This window comes from Mesorhizobium sp. YC-39 (genome assembly GCF_025753795.1).
Taxonomy (GTDB): domain Bacteria; phylum Pseudomonadota; class Alphaproteobacteria; order Rhizobiales; family Rhizobiaceae; genus Mesorhizobium.
Genome location: NZ_JAOWPS010000002.1, coordinates 713,337 through 727,639, shown reverse-complemented (window position 1 = coordinate 727,639; position 14,303 = coordinate 713,337). Strand labels below are relative to the sequence as shown.

The window sequence follows — 14,303 nt, the reverse complement described above, 5'->3', positions numbered from 1 at the left end:
ATGTCGCTTTCGCCCGGGCCGCTTGCCATAGGCATCGATATAGGCACGTCGGGCGCGCGCGCCGTCGCCATGCGGCCGGATTTTTCGATTGCCGCGCACTCCGCCATTGCCCTCGAACGATTTGGGCCGAACGGCCGCGATCCTGCGGTGTGGTGGGAGGCGGTCGGCGCGACGTTGGCGGAGCTGCTCAAATGTATCGATCGCGCGGCGGTGCGCTCGATCGCCGTCGACGGTACGTCGGGCACGCTCCTGCCTGTAGACGGCGCCGGGCGGCCGCTGGCCGAACCGCTGATGTACAACGACAAGGTCGCCGACGACGCCATTCTGCACACAATCGTCCGCGAAGCGCCAGCAACGAGCGCAGCACTTGGGGCGACGTCCGGTCTCGCCAAGGCGCTGTCTTTCCAGCGGCTGTCCGGTGCCGCCACCGTGCTGCACCAGGCTGACTGGATCGCCGGACAATTCTCCGGCCGCTTCGATATCAGCGACGAAAACAACGCGCTGAAAACCGGCTACGACGTCGAGGCCCGCCGCTGGCCGAACTGGATCGCGACGATCGGCATGCGCATGGAATTGCTGCCTCGCGTCGTCAGGCCGGGCGATGTCATCGGCACGATCGCGGCGCGTGCCGCTGGGCTGTTCGGCCTGTCGCGCGACGTGGTTGTCATCGCCGGCACGACGGATGGCTGCGCCTCGTTCCTGGCAACAGGCGCTGCTACGGTCGGCGACGGCGTCACCGCGCTGGGATCGTCGCTGACCATCAAGATCCTGTCCGACCGACCGATCTCGGCGCCGCGGTTCGGCATCTACAGCCATCGGCTCGGCGATGCGTATCTGGCGGGCGGCGCGTCGAATTCCGGCGGCAAGGTGCTCGCCCAGCACTTTTCCCTCGCGCGCATCATCGAGCTCAGCGGGGTTATCGACCCGACGACCGAGACCGGCCTCGACTACTATCCGCTTCCAGCAACGGGCGAACGCTTTCCGATCGCCGATCCGGCGCTGCCATCACGTCTGACGCCGCGGCCGGCTGACGATACCGATTATCTGAAGGCGATGCTGGAGGGGATCGCGGCGATCGAGGCGCTCGGCTACAACAGGCTTGCAGAGCTCGGCGCGCCTCGGCTGACATCGGTCAGAAGCGTCGGCGGCGGTGCGGCAAATCCCGCCTGGACCGCGATCCGGCAGCGCAAGCTCAGCGTCCCCTTTCGGCCAGCGCTTTCGGACGAGGCCGCCGCCGGCACGGCGCGGCTGGCGCTGATGGGCGCAAGCACAGCGGGGCTTTTGTGAGCACGAGAACGGTTGAACATCTCGACGATATCGGAGCGCTGGCCACACGGTATGACGTTTTCCTGCTCGACCAGTTCGGTGTGCTGCATGACGGCACCAGTCCTTATCCGGGTGCGGTGGAAGCCTTGTCCGCGCTGAAGCGCGCAGGCAAGACCGTCGTGCTGATCTCGAACTCCGGCAAGCGGGCAGAGCCCAACGAGCGTCGCCTGCTGAAGCTCGGCTTCGAAGCGGGGAGTTGGGACCACTTCGTCTCTTCCGGCGAGGTGGCGTGGCGATCCTTCCACGACATGGTGGCACATGGAAGCCTGCGTCTGGGCACGAAATGCCTGCTGATCAGCCGCGACGACGACCGCTCGGCGATCGAGGGGCTGCCGTTCGAATTGGCCAAGAGTGGCGACGATGCCGAACTGGTGCTGATTTCCGCCAGCGAGGGTGACCGTTACGACCTCGACCATTATCGCGGACTTCTCGCGCTGGCAGCGTCGCGGCGGGTGCCATGTTTCTGCACCAATCCCGACAAGATCATGCTGACGGCCGTGGGGCCGCGTTTCGGCGCCGGTCGGCTTGCCGATCTCTACGAAAGTCTCGGCGGCAGCGTCACCCGCATCGGCAAGCCCTATCTTCCGATTTTCACCGCCGCGCTGGCGCTGGCGGGCGATCCCGATCGCGGCACGGTGGTGTGTGTCGGAGACAGTGTCGAACACGATATTGCCGGCGGGCTTGGCGCCGGCGTGGCGACGGCGCTGGTCTTGTCCGGAATATTGGCGGACACTGCCGACCTTGCCGGACTTTTCGACGGGCTGGGCGCCTATCCGGATTACACCGTCGATCTGTTCAGGTTCGGCTGACCGAGCCGGCAAAACGACGCAGCCAATTAAAGGAGCGGACAATGCGGCAAGCGCTGATCGTATGGGGCGGCTGGGATGGACACGAGCCGGAACAAGGCGCGCGCGTCGTCAAGGCAATGCTCGAGGAGGAAGGGTTCGAGGTCCGCGTCGAAACCACGACCGCGGTTTTCGTTGACCCTGCGATCGCCGAGCTGAGCCTTATCGTGCCAATCTACACGATGTCCAAGCTGGCCAAGAACGAGGAGTTCAATCTGACAAAAGCAGTCGAGGGCGGTGTCGGTCTTGGCGGCTATCACGGCGGCATGTGCGATGCGTTTCGTGAAGCCACGGACTATCAATTCATGTGCGGCGGCCAGTGGGTAGCCCATCCCGGCAACATCATCGACTACAAGGTCGACATCACCAGGGGCGACGATCCCATCATGCACGGCATCGACGATTTTTCGTATCGCTCCGAGCAGTATTACATGCATGTGGATCCGTCGAATGAGGTGCTGGCGACCACCACCTTCTCCGGCGAGCACGCATCCTGGCTGGAAGGCGTCGTCATGCCAGTGGTCTGGAAGCGCCGGCATGGCAAGGGAAGGGTGTTCTACTCGTCGCTCGGGCATGCCGCCAAGGAGTTCGAGGTGCCGCAGATGCGCACGATATTTCGTCGCGGCCTGGTCTGGGCGGCGCGTTGAGGGCGGCGATCGCAAAACAACAATCAGGCCAGAATTTTCAGCACCGCCTGGGTGCGGTTCTTGACCTGCAGCTTCTCGAAAATGTTCTTGGCGTGGGACTTCACGGTGTTGAGATTGATATCGAGCCTCGTGCCGATCTCGCGGTTCGACAGGCCTTGCCGCATCAGTTCGAGCACGTCGTGTTCCCTGGGCGTCAGCAGCAGGCGAGGCTCGGATCGCTGGCGCTCGGGGCGGGATGCAACCGGGGTGGCCCCTTCCTGTCTGGCGCGATCGGGAGTGGCCGGCTGCCAGTAGACGAGATCGGCCAGGCTTTGCTGCAATCCTGCCCTTCTTGCCTGGGCGGCCAGCGCCGCGCGGCGGTCCTCGGCAGGCGAAATCCCGGACTGTTCCTGGAACTTGACCTGCAACAGCTCCATGAGCATGGCGGATGCAAGCCGGTTCTGGGCGCGGGCCTGGGCGTTGCCTTCGGCGAGCCGCGCAACCGCCTCGGCTGTCTGACCACGCGCGGCTAATGCTCGTGCCTCGACGATCAGATGGCTTTCCCATATCTGCCATATCGAGGCGGGAAAGCGGGCGCGCGCCTCGTCGAGCTGCGTGCCGAACCGCTCCATCTCGCGGATGCCGTCGGCGCTGCGTCCCTGGCGGAAGGCCCGGTCGGCGCGCTCCAGCGCCAGCTGGAACTCCAGCCTGAAATCCTCCGCCTCATAGGCACGACGGCTGGCGCGCACGAACAGGGCGTCTGCGGCCTCGACCCGGCCGGTGGCGTCGTAGAGACGCGACAGGCCAATGGTCGCGATCAGGACCCGCTCGCAAAGGCCGAAGACATCGACGGCCTTTTCCGGTGGCATCGCCCGCGTCCAGAGCGTCTCGGCTCGCTCGAAATCGCCCTTCTCATAGGCGATCATGCCAAGCAGCGCCGAGGGCAGGGCGACCATGTAGGACTGTTCGGAAAAAAAGCTCTCTCCATTAGCGAGCGCATCGACGAGCACCGACTCGGCTTCGCCCGGCAGTCCGCGCGCCATGTAGGCCATTGCCGCGATGCAGCGCGAGTGGATGCCACCCCAATGGCAGGCGATGTCGTCATAGACGCTGCTGGCCTTCCAGGTCAGCCGTTCGGCCGCCTCCAGTGCGCCTTCATGAAAGGCCAGATAGCTGTGGATCGAATCGAGGTCGACTTGTCCGAAGGCGAGATGGTCGAGCTCGCGTTCGCCGATGGCGTCGATATGCGACCGGCAAGCGGCAAGATCGCCGCCATAGGCGCCGATCAGCGCCCGCATCAGATGCAGGCGGCCGCTAAGGTCGAGACCGGTTTCGCGCAGAATCGCCGCGCATTCGCCGTCGGGATTGGCTGCGCTGAGCTCGATCGTGGCGAGCGTCTGCTCGGCCTGGGGAAAACGACGGCCGTTGATGTGGCGCCAGACGAGCAGGAACATCAGCAGCGGCCTTGCTTCGCGCGCCTCGCGCGGCAATTGCTGCATCCAGCGGAAATACAGCTCGAAGCGTCCGTGGCTGAGATAGTCGTAGACGCAGTAACGCTCGATCAGTTCGGCCGCCCATTTCGACTGGTGGGCGAGGAAAGCATGCCGCACCGCCTCGACCGGGCTGCCCGAGCCGATGAACCAGTGCGCGGCCTTCCGATGCAGTTCGTCGATCCGCGCATCACCCTTGGCGAGCAGCCGCGTGTAGAGGAATTCCTGGAACAGATGGTGATATCTGTACCAGCGCTGCTGTCCCGGCAATGCGACGATGAAGAGCTGCGCTTCCTCGAGATGTTCGAGAATACCAGCCGAATCCGTGCGCGCGGTCAGCATGTCGCACAGTTCGCCGCTGAGCGTCTCGAGGATGCAGGTTTCGACCAGGAAATCGATGATGTGTTCCGGCAATCCGGAAAGGACTTCTTCCAGGAAATAGTCGGCAAAGGCGCGATGGCTTCCGGGCGGCGCCGATGCCATCATGTTGCGGTCGCCGTCGCGGCCCAGTACGAGCGAAGCCAGCCTCAGGCCCGCCGCCCAGCCTTCCGTGTGCTGACGCATGATGCGGCTTTCGTCGGGCGAGAGTTCGACGCCGCGCGCGGCGCGGAAGAAGTCGACGGTTTCGTCGGCGCTGAACTGAAGCTGGTCGACGCTGATCTCGATCATCTCGCCATGCGCGCGGTAGCGGCCGAGCGCCAGCGAAGGCCGGGTGCGGCTCGCCAGCACGATGCCGAACTGAGGAAACTCGGCGTCCAGCAGCGCGATGATGGTGGTGGATGCATCATTCTCATCGGCAAGGTGATAGTCGTCGATGAACAGGACGACCGGCCCTTGCGCCGTCGCCTCCTCGACAAGGCCCAGAAGCCGCGCCACCGCTTCGTCCCTGTTCATGGGAAGGCCGCGCGCGCTCTGCCCCTTGGCCGCTCCGCTCATCACCAACGTCAGATAGTCGGCAAGGCCGAGCGGATCCCTCTCGTCATCGCTGACCGAATACCACGCGGTCGTGGTGCCCTCGTTCTTCAGCGCGCTGTACCATTGCGACAGAAGTGTGGTCTTGCCCGAACCGGCCGGCGCATGGACCAGTGTCAGCCGGTAGCGGGTGAGAAGACCGGCGATCCTGTTCAGGCGCGGGCGGCCGACGACATCGAGCGGAATGCGCGGCGGAATGATGCGCCGGTTGGCGAGGTGGGGCCTGGCGGATGACCGCAGCTCTGAACTCATGGCGCCTCGTCTGGTTTCGCTCGTTTTCTCTATATCACCCTTTCGGGTGAGGTGAAGTTATTCTTCGATCCCACCCGTCGGCATCATGCCGGCAGACCGGACGCTCGGTAGGTTTTCTGCATCCTGGCTGTGATGGGACCTGTCTTGTGAAACTGAGCGAATATTCGAATTTCGACGCAACCGGTTTGGCTGGCCTTGTGGCTGAAGGCGCTGTCACGCCGCGCGAACTCCTCGAAACAGCGCTCGACGCCGTCAGTGCCGTCAACGGCCCTCTCAATGCGGTGGTCGCGACTTTCGCCGACGAAGCCTTACAGCGCATAGAGGCCGGCTTGCCCAATGGGCCGTTCACCGGCGTTCCCTTCGTGCTCAAGGACCTCACCGCCCATTATGGCGGGCAGCCAACCGGCTCGGGCTGGCCGCCTCGCCTGGCCTACAGGGCCGCGCGCGACAGCGAGCTCGTCCGTCGCTTCAAACAGGCGGGCCTGGTCATCTTCGCCAAGACGGCCGTTCCCGAGCTCGCTATGGACTGGACGACCCGTTCGACCGCGCATGGCATCACGTCGAACCCGTGGAATACCGGCCATACGGCAGGAACATCGAGCGGCGGGACGGCTGCGGCGGTCGCGTCCCGCATGGTCCCCATGGGGCACGGTAATGATGGCGGCGGCTCGATCCGCGTGCCGGCTTCCTGCTGCGCCTGCTTCGGCCTCAAGCCGACACGCGGCCGCAACCCGGTCGCGCCAGCCGGCGACACATGGCAGGGAATGCTGGTGGAGCATGCTCTCACCCGCTCGGTGCGCGACAGCGCCACCCTGCTCGACGCCACGGCGGGGATCTATCCCGGCCAGTTCTTCAACAACCCGCCCGGCGGCAACTTCGCGGCCGAGGTGGGGCGCGATCCAGGCCGACTCAAGATTGCCGTCTCGACCAAGGCGCCCTATGGGGCGCCCACACATCCCGACTGCAAGGCAGCGGTCGCCGAGACCGTCAAGCTGCTCGAAAGCCTCGGCCATGTCTGCGAGGAGCGCGACATCGTGCTACCCACTGGCGGGTGGGATGCCTTCGAGACCTTCATTCTCGCCGAATACGCCGCCGATATGCGAGCCGAGGAGAGTGTACTCGGCCGCAAGCTGACGCAAGCGGATTTCCCGGCGATGCTGTGGGAGATGATCGAGGCCGGCAATCGCATTTCGGCCGTGGACCTCAACATGGCCGTTGCCGGTTTGCACAAGGTCGCCGAAGCGGTAACGTCGGTGTTTTCCGATTACGATGTCTTCTTGTCGCCGGCGCTGGCGCAGCCGCCCTTGCCGCACGACGCTTTCCCGGTTTCCGCCGATATGCGCGGCCATTACGAGTTCTATCTGTCCTGGATGCCCTACACCCACGTTTTCAACGTCAACGGCTCGCCCGCTGCCTCCTTGCCGCTCCATTGGAACGAGGCGGGGCTGCCGATCGGTATCCAGTTGGCGACGGCACCCGCCGGCGAGGCGCTGCTCCTCAGGCTGGCGGGTCAGTTGGAACAGGCGCGGCCATGGGCGGGCAAACGTCCGCAAATATGCATCGACTAAACAAGAAAAGGGGAACCATGATGAGTGCGAAGATGATCTTGCGAACCACGCTTTCAAGACAGGCGATCCGGCGATCGCTGGCAGCCGCCCTTGTGGCGGCGACAGCCATCGTGGCGCTACCGGCCGCGGCCGCGAACCTTACGGTGGCGCGGTCGGTCGACGCCGACAGCCTCGATCCGCAAAAGACCGGCACCACCCAGTCGCTGCAGATCACCAATTTGATCTTCGATACGCTTCTGACGATGGACAAGGACGGTTCGGTGCATCCCGGCCTCGCCGACAAATGGACGGTCTCGGATGACGGCAAAACCTATGCCTTCACCATCCGCGACGGCGTGAAGTGCCATGACGGCAGCAGCTTCGATGCGGCCGCCGTGAAGTTCAACGTCGACCGCGCCGTCGATCCAGCAACCGTCAATCCCAACGCCTCGGCGTGGGGACCGGTCAGCGGGACGTCAGTGGACGGCAATGTGGTCACCGTCAAGCTCTCGGAGCCCTATGGCCCGTTCACCTCGTTCCTGACCAACATCCAGTCCAGCCTGATCTGCCCGTCCTCGGTCGCCGGCGCCGAGTTCAAGCCGATCGGCACCGGACCGTTCAAATTCGTGAGCTGGACGCGCAATGACAGCATCCAGCTCGAGGCCAATGGCGACTACAAGAACGTCAATCCGCTGATCCAGAATCCGGGCAAGCCCTATATCGACAAACTGACGCTGAAGGTGATCCCTGAAGCTGTCGCCCGCATGGCGGCGTTGCGGTCGGGCGAAGTCGACATGGCCGAGCCGTCGCTCGAGGAGGCCGGCGACCTGAAGTCCGATGCCGGCTTCAAGGTCTATGCGGCCGACCTTTCCGGCCAACAGATGGTCGCCGCCTTCACCTGGAAGATCAAGCCGCTCGACAATCCCGACATCCGCAAGGCCATCGGCATGGCGATGAACCGGGACGCCTATGCCAACATCGCCTTCGAGGGGCTGGTCGGCACCGGCAATTGCCCGGTCGCCCCCAATCTCCTCGCCACCGACGAGGCTTTGTGCGCGAGCTGGGGCGTGAAATACGATCCGGACGCGGCGAAGGCGCTGATGGTCAAGGCTGGCTACGGACCTGACCACCCGCTGAAAGTCAAGCTTCTCGTGCACAAGCTTCCGGGCTGGGATCAGATGCACCAGATCATGCAGCAGGACCTCGCCGCGATCGGCGTCGATGCCGAGATCGAAACACGCGAAGTGGCCGCCTTCTTCGACTATATGAAGGGCGTGAACGAGAAGACCGACGGCGAACCGGCCGTGTGGACGATGGGCATGTCGGGCGTCGATCCTGACTATCTCTACTTCCTGTGGAAGCAGCCCGGCTTCGTCAATATGGGCCTCAATGACGACCTCGACGCGATGCTGGAACAACAGCGCCAGCTCTCCGGCGATGCGCGCGCGGCCAAGATCCACGACATCGAGAAATATCTGATGGAGAATGCCTATGCGATCCCGCTGCTGTCGCCCGGCTGGGGCTGGCTGATGGCGTCGAGCGCCAAGATTGACGGCTTCAAGATGGGCTATATGGTGTCGCTCCTGTTCAACGACGTCAAAGTCGCTGAGTGACGATTCCCGCATCTTCCGCCACTCGGGTACGAGCGGCGGAAGATGGCAGCGACGAGGGTGGATATCGCCACGACATGATCAGGCTGATCGCGAAACGACTGGCGGCCGCCTTCGCCACGGTGCTGGCCGTCATTCTGTTGTCGGGCGTGCTCGTGCATGTGGTGCCGGGAGATCCGGTGACGGCGATGATGGCGCAGTCCGTCACTGCGACGCCTGAAGCGATGGACGAGATGCGGTCGCGTCTCGGCCTCGACCTGCCGGTGTGGATGCAGGTCGGCCGCTATGCGCTCAACGCGCTGTCGGGCGATCTCGGCACGACCATTCGCGGCAACGAGCCGGTCGCCCGCCTGCTTCTCGAACGTCTGCCGAACACCTTCATGCTGGCGGTCGCGGGCCTCGGCATCGCCCTTCTTCTTGGCATTCCGCTCGGCTTCGTCGCTGCCGTCAACCGCGGCACGGCCGCGGACGCCGCCGTGATGATCGTCGCCGTGCTCGGCGTGTCGATCCCCGGCTTCTGGCTCGGGCTGGTGCTGATCCAGGTCTTTTCACTGCATCTGCGATGGCTGCCGGTCGCTGGAACGGACTTTCGCAATCTCATCCTGCCGGCGCTGACGCTAGGTCTCACCTATTGCGCGCTGGTCGCCCGCATGACGCGCTCGGCGCTGGTCGAGATCCTCGCCGAGGACTACATCCGCACCGCCCGCGCCCGCGGCCTGCGCGAACATCAGGTGCTGATCGTGCATGCGCTGCGGCCGGCGCTGATCAGCATCGTCACTGTCGTCGGCCTGGTTTTCGCCTATCTGATGGGCGGACAGGTCATCGTCGAGAACGTGTTCTCCTGGAACGGCATCGGCCGCCTTGCCGTGCAGGCGATGCTGCAGCGCGACTACCCGATGATCCAGGGCTTCATCGTCATATTCGCCACATCGGTGGTTGTCGTCTCCATGAGCCTCGACATTCTTTACGGCTTCCTCGATCCCAGAATGAGGCAGCGGTGAGCGCTGTCCTGGAGACGAAGAGAAAGCGGCGTGGCTGGCATGTTCCCTGGAACATCGCGCTGGGGCTTGGCCTTGCGGGCATCGTGCTCGCGGCGGCGCTGCTTTCGGCCTGGATCGCACCCTTCGATCCGACGCGGATGGCGGTTGGTCCGCGCCTTGCCGGACCAAGCGCAAAGTTCCTGTTCGGCACCGACGAGTTCGGCCGCGATCTCTTCAGCCGCGTGCTCACGGGCGCGCGCCTGTCGCTCGGCATCGGCTTTTGCGCCGTGGTGAGTGGCCTTGCCGTCGGCGGCCTCGTCGGCCTTGTCGCCGCTTTCGCCGGCAGGCTGGCCGAGGCGGTGCTGCTGCGCGTCATCGACGTGCTTTATTCCTTTCCCGATACGCTGATCGCCCTGGCGCTTGTCGCCTTTCTCGGCCCGGGCATCGTCAACGCGACGATCGCCATCGCCATCAGCCTGGTCCCGTTCTATGCCCGCGTCGCCTATGGGCTGGCGGCGGCGGAGCGGGCCAAGCCCTATATCGAAGCCGCACGGCTTGCCGGCATCAATTCCGGTCGGCTGGTGCGGGTGCATGTGATGCCGAATATTGGCCAAAGCCTGATCGTCATGGCAACGCTCGGCTTTTCCTCGGCCATCCTGTCGGCTGCCGGCCTGTCTTTCCTGGGGCTTGGCGTGCAGCCGCCGTCACCGGAATGGGGCGCCATCCTGGCTTCCGGCCGCAACTACATCACCAAGGCGCCATGGATCCTGATCTTTCCCGGCCTGGCGATCTGCCTCACCGTGCTGTCGTTCAATCTGATCGGCGACAGCCTGCGCGACCTGGCCGATCCGCGCCGCAAGAGGACGTCATGACGGCCTTTCTCGAGGTGAAGAACCTCAGCGTCCGCTTCGAGACGAAGGACGGACCGTTCCTGGCAGTGGACGATGTCAGCTTAGAGTTGGCGCGCGGCGAGATCCTGGCGCTGGTCGGGGAATCCGGCAGCGGCAAGAGCATGACGTCGCTGGCAATGATGCGGCTTTTGCCGGAGACGGCGACCGCCACTGGGGACATCCTTATCGACGGCGTGGACGTGCTCGCGCTCGGTCGCCGCGCCATGGAGGACGTGCGCGGCGCGCGTGTCGGCATGATCTTTCAGGAGCCAATGACGTCGCTCAATCCAGTGCTGACCATCGCCCGCCAGATGACCGAGGGGCTCGTCCGCCATCGCCGCATCTCGCGGGGCGAAGCGGCGGTCCGGGCGCTTGCCGCGCTCACCGATGTCGGCATTCCTGAACCGGACCGTGTGATGCGGCAATACCCGCATCAGCTTTCCGGCGGCATGCGCCAGCGGGTGATGATCGCGGCGGCACTGACGCTCGATCCTGGCGTGCTGATCGCCGATGAGCCGACGACAGCCCTGGATGTCACCGTGCAGGCGCAGGTGCTCGATCTCTTGGTGGACCTGAAGAACCGGCTCGGTTCCGGCATCCTGCTCATCACCCATGATATCGGCGTGGTCGCGGAAACCGCCGATCGTGTTGCCGTGATGCGGGCAGGCCGGATCGTCGAGATGGGCAATGTCGAGGCGGTGCTTTCGGCGCCGCAGCATCCCTATACCAAGGGGCTTCTGGCCTCGCATCTGACGCTCGACCGGGTCATGACCAAACGCGGGTCCCGCCCGTCCCGCCTCACAGAAAAGGCCGGCGCGGTATGAACGATGCTCCGGTCATGGTTCTGGACACGATCCGGCGCGTATTCACCTCGGGCGGACGGCTGGTCAATGCGGTGAACGGCGTGTCGCTGACGCTGTCGCGCGGTGAAACGCTTGGCGTCGTCGGCGAAAGCGGCTCGGGAAAGACGACCCTCGGGCGCATCGCCGTCGGCCTTGATCGTCCGAGTTCCGGCCGCATCTCGATCATGGGCACGGATGTCACCGACGTCTCGCCCGGGCTGCTGCGCCGGCATTTCCGCCCCTGCCAGATGATTTTTCAGGATCCCTATTCCTCGCTCAATCCGCGGCTGACCGTGGCGCGGCAGATCGGCGAGGCACTTTGCGCGCAAGGCATCGACGACTGGCAGGCCATTCGCACCCGTGTCGCCCAATTGTTCGACCAGGTCGGCCTGAGGCCGGACCAGCTCGACCGCTATCCGCATGAATTCTCAGGCGGCCAGCGCCAGCGTATCGCCATCGCCCGGGCGCTCGCGCCGAGGCCGGCGGTGGTGGTGGCCGACGAGCCGGTCTCGGCACTCGATGTCACGATCCAGGCGCAGATCCTTGATCTTCTCGTCGACATCCAGGAGAGCGAAGGGCTTTCCTATCTGTTTATTTCGCACGACATCGCCGTGGTCGCCCATATCAGCGAGAGGATCGCCGTCATGCATCGCGGCAGGGTCGTCGAATTCGGCCCGACCGGCGAGATCGTCGCCGATCCGCGGCATCCCTATACGAAAAGCCTGCTCGACGCTGTCCCCCGCCTGGGGCGAAGGCGCAGCGGCCAACGCAGCCAGCTGGAGCTGTTTCCCAGCCATACGGACGATGATCTTTTCGCCATGGTATCGGCCGAGCATGGCGTGCTCGGCACGGCCTCCTGAAGAGGCGAACGATAGCACCCCCTCGGTGTTCTGCGCTACGATGCCCGCGCGAGAAAGCTCTGGTAGTCCGACTTCGCCTGCAGCAAGCGAAGGATGTTGTTGCGCGACCCGCGGATGTGGGCGCGCGTGAGCTCGACGGCACGCGCGGCATCGCCGGCGCAAATGGCCTCGACGATCTCGAAATGCTCGTCGCGGGCGATTCCCCATTCGTCCAGTCTCAGCAGCTCCATCCAGACATAGTGCTGGCACTTGTCGAGAATGCCGTTCAGCAGGCCGCACAGCATCACATTGCCGCTGATCTCGGCGATGGTGCGGTGGATGTCCATTCCGATCTGGAGTTCCTGGAACATGTCGTCCGAACCGCGTGTCGGCAGCGCGGCTAGGCGCTCGCATTCCCGCACCATGTCGCGGAGGCGTTCCTTGTCCGCAGCCGTGATCTTAGCGGTCGCCAGCTCGGTCGCATAACCATCCAGCAATTCCCTGATCTCGAAGGCCTCGCGGAACATCTGGATGTCGAATTCCTTGACGAGGTAGCCCTGGCGCGGACGGCCAACCACCAGGCCGTCCTGCTCAAGCCGGTTAAGCGCCTCGCGTACCGGCGTGCGGCTGACCTTCAACCTCAGCGCCAGATCGTTCTCGGTGACGCGCGCTCCGGGAGGCAGTTGTCCGGTGACGATCATCGCTTTCATCGACCCGTAGACGGATACACGAAGCGTGTTCTTTTTTCTCGTGGGCATTGCGGTATCCCGTTCTCCTCACTGGTCGTCGCGGCTGGTCCAAAAAGTGTTTCTGCCGAAATCACGCTGGACGCATGACCGCAATCGCCGCGGAAAGCCAAGGTGCATCTTACCTCATGGTGCGGCAAGCGCATTGGCGAAAGCCGCGATCTTTCAAGTTGACATCTGTTTTCCGGCCAAGTTACATTCAAAATTGTATACAAAATAGCACGCCAAGGTAACATTGGCTTTTGGGGAACACAACGATGAGAAAATTAAGTTTTATCAGCGCATTAGCGGTGATTGGGTTGACCGCGCCTGTTGCGCCGACGCAGGCGGCAGAGACGATTACCGTGGCATCCTGGGGCGGAACCTATCAGGAAGCGCAGGCCAAGGCGTTCTTCAAGCCGACCGCCGATGCGCTCGGCATCACGATCAAGGAAGATACCACCAACGGTCTCGACGACGTCCGGCTTCAGGTGACCGGCAATGCCGTCAAATGGGACATCACCGAGCTCGGCGCGGACGAATGCGCGCGGGGCTCCAAGGAAGGCCTGTTCGAGAAGCTCGACTACAATGTCATCGACAAGAGCGGGATCAATCCGAAGCTTGTGCACGATGACTGGGTGGGCATCTCCTATACCTCCGTCGTGCTGATCTACAGGACCGATGTGTTCGGCGACAAAGGACCGAAGACCTGGGCCGATTTCTGGAACGTCGAGAAGTTTCCGGGACGCCGTGCTCTGAGCAGCGGCCAGGCGACGGAAACGCTCAGCGTTGCGGCGCTTGCCGAAGGCATCCCCATCGACAAGGTCTATCCGGTCGATGTCGACGGCGCGTTGAAATCCGTCGACAAGATCCGCGGTCACATCGATGCCTGGTGGACCTCCGGCGCCCAGGCCATGCAACTCGTCAAGGACGGCGAAGTCGACATGGCAAGCATCTGGAACGGACGTGCCGGGACCTTGAAGAAGGAAGGGGCTCCGGTCAGCTTCTCGTTCGATCAAGGCGTTCTGACCGCAGATTGCATGGTCATTCCCAAGGGCTCGAAAAACAAGGATATCGCCATGAAGGCGCTGGCCATGTTCGTGAGTCCGCAACTCCAGGCCAATCTGCCATTGTATGTCGATAATGGGCCGGTGAACGAGAGGGCTTTCGAGACCGGCAAGATTCCGCCGGAAAGGATCAAGGACATCAATTCCGCCCCCGAAAACGCCAAGAAGCAGGTTCTGCAGGATGCCGAATTCTGGCGTGACAACCTCGTAGACGCCACGGAGAAATTCGACAATCTGATCCAGCAGTGAGCAGGCCATCGACGATTGGCTGCCGCAGCCGGCCGATGCAGAT

General features: G+C 63.8%; 12 protein-coding genes. 10 read left to right on the top strand and 2 right to left on the bottom strand.

Annotation, left to right across the window (positions count from 1 at the left end; all coding sequences use genetic code 11):
* Genes OHD62_RS12950 through OHD62_RS12940 form a run of 3 tightly spaced genes read left to right on the top strand, consistent with a single transcriptional unit; the run spans position 1 to position 2,818 of the window.
* Positions 1 to 1,287, top strand: coding sequence for an FGGY-family carbohydrate kinase (locus tag OHD62_RS12950; protein WP_263783142.1), 1,287 nt, complete (start codon positions 1 to 3; stop codon positions 1,285 to 1,287).
* The gene (locus tag OHD62_RS12945) at positions 1,284 to 2,135 is read left to right on the top strand and encodes a TIGR01459 family HAD-type hydrolase (protein ID WP_263783141.1); all 852 of its coding nucleotides are present in this window, start codon (positions 1,284 to 1,286) and stop codon (positions 2,133 to 2,135) included. The genes OHD62_RS12950 and OHD62_RS12945 overlap by 4 nt, the downstream gene beginning before the upstream one ends.
* A 41-nt stretch (positions 2,136 to 2,176) precedes the next feature.
* Positions 2,177 to 2,818: a ThuA domain-containing protein gene (locus tag OHD62_RS12940; RefSeq protein ID WP_263783140.1), complete on the top strand. Its 642-nt coding sequence runs from the start codon at positions 2,177 to 2,179 to the stop codon at positions 2,816 to 2,818.
* 23 nt (positions 2,819 to 2,841) lie between these two features.
* Here OHD62_RS12940 and OHD62_RS12935 read toward each other — a convergent pair whose 3' ends face one another.
* Entirely contained in the window at positions 2,842 to 5,511 is a 2,670-nt protein-coding gene (locus OHD62_RS12935) for a LuxR C-terminal-related transcriptional regulator (protein WP_263783138.1), read from the bottom strand.
* Between the two features lie 146 nt (positions 5,512 to 5,657).
* Here OHD62_RS12935 and OHD62_RS12930 point away from each other — a divergent pair, with 146 nt between their 5' ends.
* The 6 genes from OHD62_RS12930 to OHD62_RS12905 all read left to right on the top strand — a co-directional run bounded on the left by OHD62_RS12930 (position 5,658) and on the right by OHD62_RS12905 (position 12,240).
* Positions 5,658 to 7,079, top strand: a complete 1,422-nt coding sequence (locus OHD62_RS12930; RefSeq protein WP_263783137.1) for an amidase — start codon at positions 5,658 to 5,660, stop codon at positions 7,077 to 7,079.
* 20 nt (positions 7,080 to 7,099) lie between these two features.
* Entirely contained in the window at positions 7,100 to 8,671 is a 1,572-nt protein-coding gene (locus OHD62_RS12925; RefSeq protein WP_263783136.1) for an ABC transporter substrate-binding protein, read from the top strand.
* A 74-nt stretch (positions 8,672 to 8,745) separates the two neighbouring features.
* Positions 8,746 to 9,669 (top strand): ABC transporter permease, encoded by a 924-nt coding sequence (locus OHD62_RS12920; protein WP_263783134.1) that lies wholly within the window; start codon positions 8,746 to 8,748, stop codon positions 9,667 to 9,669.
* Positions 9,666 to 10,520 (top strand): ABC transporter permease, encoded by an 855-nt coding sequence (locus tag OHD62_RS12915; RefSeq protein WP_263783133.1) that lies wholly within the window; start codon positions 9,666 to 9,668, stop codon positions 10,518 to 10,520. The genes OHD62_RS12920 and OHD62_RS12915 overlap by 4 nt, the downstream gene beginning before the upstream one ends.
* A complete protein-coding gene (locus OHD62_RS12910) occupies positions 10,517 to 11,362 on the top strand; it encodes an ABC transporter ATP-binding protein (RefSeq protein WP_263783132.1) in 846 nt (281 codons plus the stop codon). Before OHD62_RS12915 ends, OHD62_RS12910 begins: the two co-directional genes overlap by 4 nt.
* Positions 11,359 to 12,240, top strand: a complete 882-nt coding sequence (locus OHD62_RS12905) for an ATP-binding cassette domain-containing protein (RefSeq protein WP_263783131.1) — start codon at positions 11,359 to 11,361, stop codon at positions 12,238 to 12,240. The genes OHD62_RS12910 and OHD62_RS12905 overlap by 4 nt, the downstream gene beginning before the upstream one ends.
* 35 nt (positions 12,241 to 12,275) lie before the next feature.
* Here OHD62_RS12905 and OHD62_RS12900 read toward each other — a convergent pair whose 3' ends face one another.
* On the bottom strand, positions 12,276 to 12,977 hold the full coding sequence (locus OHD62_RS12900) for a GntR family transcriptional regulator (protein WP_263783129.1): 702 nt from the start codon (positions 12,975 to 12,977) through the stop codon (positions 12,276 to 12,278).
* Between the two features lie 245 nt (positions 12,978 to 13,222).
* Between OHD62_RS12900 and OHD62_RS12895 the strand changes: the two genes are divergently transcribed.
* Positions 13,223 to 14,260 carry an ABC transporter substrate-binding protein gene (locus OHD62_RS12895; RefSeq protein ID WP_318528597.1) on the top strand — a complete coding sequence of 346 codons (1,038 nt, stop codon included), beginning with the start codon at positions 13,223 to 13,225 and terminating at the stop codon, positions 14,258 to 14,260.
* Positions 14,261 to 14,303 lie beyond the last annotated feature (43 nt).

Bases quoted from the DNA above. Each gene is read 5' to 3' on its own strand.
- OHD62_RS12950 (WP_263783142.1), top strand. From the start codon at position 1: ATGTCGCTTTCGCCCGGGCCGCTTGCCATAGGCATCGATATAGGCACG.
- OHD62_RS12940 (WP_263783140.1), top strand. From the start codon at position 2,177: ATGCGGCAAGCGCTGATCGTATGGGGCGGCTGGGATGGACACGAGCCG.
- OHD62_RS12935 (WP_263783138.1), bottom strand. From the start codon at position 5,511: ATGAGTTCAGAGCTGCGGTCATCCGCCAGGCCCCACCTCGCCAACCGG.
- OHD62_RS12925 (WP_263783136.1), top strand. From the start codon at position 7,100: ATGAGTGCGAAGATGATCTTGCGAACCACGCTTTCAAGACAGGCGATC.
- OHD62_RS12920 (WP_263783134.1), top strand. From the start codon at position 8,746: ATGATCAGGCTGATCGCGAAACGACTGGCGGCCGCCTTCGCCACGGTG.
- OHD62_RS12910 (WP_263783132.1), top strand. From the start codon at position 10,517: ATGACGGCCTTTCTCGAGGTGAAGAACCTCAGCGTCCGCTTCGAGACG.
- OHD62_RS12905 (WP_263783131.1), top strand. From the start codon at position 11,359: ATGAACGATGCTCCGGTCATGGTTCTGGACACGATCCGGCGCGTATTC.
- OHD62_RS12900 (WP_263783129.1), bottom strand. From the start codon at position 12,977: ATGCCCACGAGAAAAAAGAACACGCTTCGTGTATCCGTCTACGGGTCG.
- OHD62_RS12895 (WP_318528597.1), top strand. From the start codon at position 13,223: ATGAGAAAATTAAGTTTTATCAGCGCATTAGCGGTGATTGGGTTGACC.